This window comes from Plesiomonas sp., assembly GCF_051650925.1.
Taxonomy (GTDB): Bacteria; Pseudomonadota; Gammaproteobacteria; order Enterobacterales; family CAMTGL01; genus Plesiomonas.
The window spans coordinates 1-1,362 of record NZ_JBOFRH010000511.1 but is presented as its reverse complement, the minus strand read 5'-3'; the positions used below and the strand labels follow the sequence as shown (position 1 = coordinate 1,362).

Sequence of the window (1,362 nt, the reverse complement as noted above, 5' to 3'; positions counted from 1 at the left end):
GTATGGGTTCATCTTATGCCAATATTCTGGGGATTATTATTGCTGCTGCAGTATTTATTGAAGGCTTAACTTCAGTTGGTATTATTCGTGAGTTTATTCAAGTATTGACTCACTCTCCTGAATTCGCTCGCTGGGGAGGAACATTAGGGCCATTTTTTATGGGGCTAATTACTGGAACGGGTGATGCGACGGCTTTTGCATTTAATGAAGCAGTTACGCCACATGCCAATATGTTCGGCTATGAAGTAAATACATTAGGTGCAGGTGTTATGCTGGCTTCGGCACTGGGGCGCAACATGTCACCGCTGGCTGGTGCTGCGATTGTTTGTGCCGGTCTTGCTGGCGTAAACCCTTTAGAGATCGCTAAACGTACCGCACCAGGCATGATTGTGGCGGTATTATTTATTGCATTGTTCTTCTTATAAACGGAGGCCCTATGTCTGAATTAAATCAATTACAACAGTGGCGCCGTGAGTTTCATCAGATCCCAGAACGTGGTTGGGGTGAGTTTATGACCACGGCCAAAATTATTACACAGCTACGAGATATGGGCTGGGATGTTCTAACTGGCACAACATTTTTGTCTAGTGAATATATTTTAGGTCGTAATGAGAATGAGGTGGCGGCCAGTCTGGCTCGTGCACAAGCGACAGGTATCTCTCAAACCTTGATGGATGAGATGGATGGGCTGACCGGTTGCGTTGCGGTGTGGGAGAGTGGCCGTGTTGGACCGATTACTACGTTACGTTTTGATATTGATTGCGTGGCGGTTTCCGAGTCAGATGATGAGTCGCATATTCCAGCTCTAGTGGGCTTTACGTCTAAGCACTTAGGCGATATGCATGCGTGCGGGCATGATGGTCATATTGCGATGGGACTGGGTTTAGCGCAGTGGGTTATGCGTGCCAAAGCGCAGTTATGCGGCAAAATAAAATTAGTTTTTCAACCCGCTGAAGAGGGCGTGCGCGGGGCTAAACCGGTTGCTGAGGGGGGGATTTTAGATGACAGCGATTATTTTCTCGCTGCGCATATTGGCATGGGAGTACCTAGTGGCTGCGTAGCGGTCGCGCCAACAGATTTTTTGTGTACTACGAAACTTGATTTCACGTTTCATGGCGCGCCAGCTCATGCCGGAGTAAATCCACATTTGGGGGCCAATGCGCTAGCGGGAGCTTGTCATTGTGTTACTCAGCTTTTGGCCATTCCTCGTCACGGTGAGGGGAGTCACGTATAAATATTGGCATGCTGCATGCCGGTGAAGGGCGGAATATCATTCCAACATGTGCAAAGTTACAGTTGGAAGTGCGGGGTGAAACCGAAGCTATTAACCGATATATGCGAGAGCGTGCGTTGTCTATCGCC

1 protein-coding gene and 1 pseudogene are annotated in these 1,362 nt (G+C 48.3%); both read left to right on the top strand.

Translation table 11 applies throughout. The features are described 5' to 3' along the window. Positions 1–425 (top strand): C4-dicarboxylate transporter DcuC (gene dcuC, locus ACRC27_RS12250; RefSeq protein WP_438639998.1); only part of this gene is annotated, 425 nt, incomplete at its 5' end. Positions 426–436: 11 nt separating this feature from the next. Then, a pseudogene (locus ACRC27_RS12245) lies at positions 437–1,362 on the top strand (amidohydrolase); the annotation flags it as partial.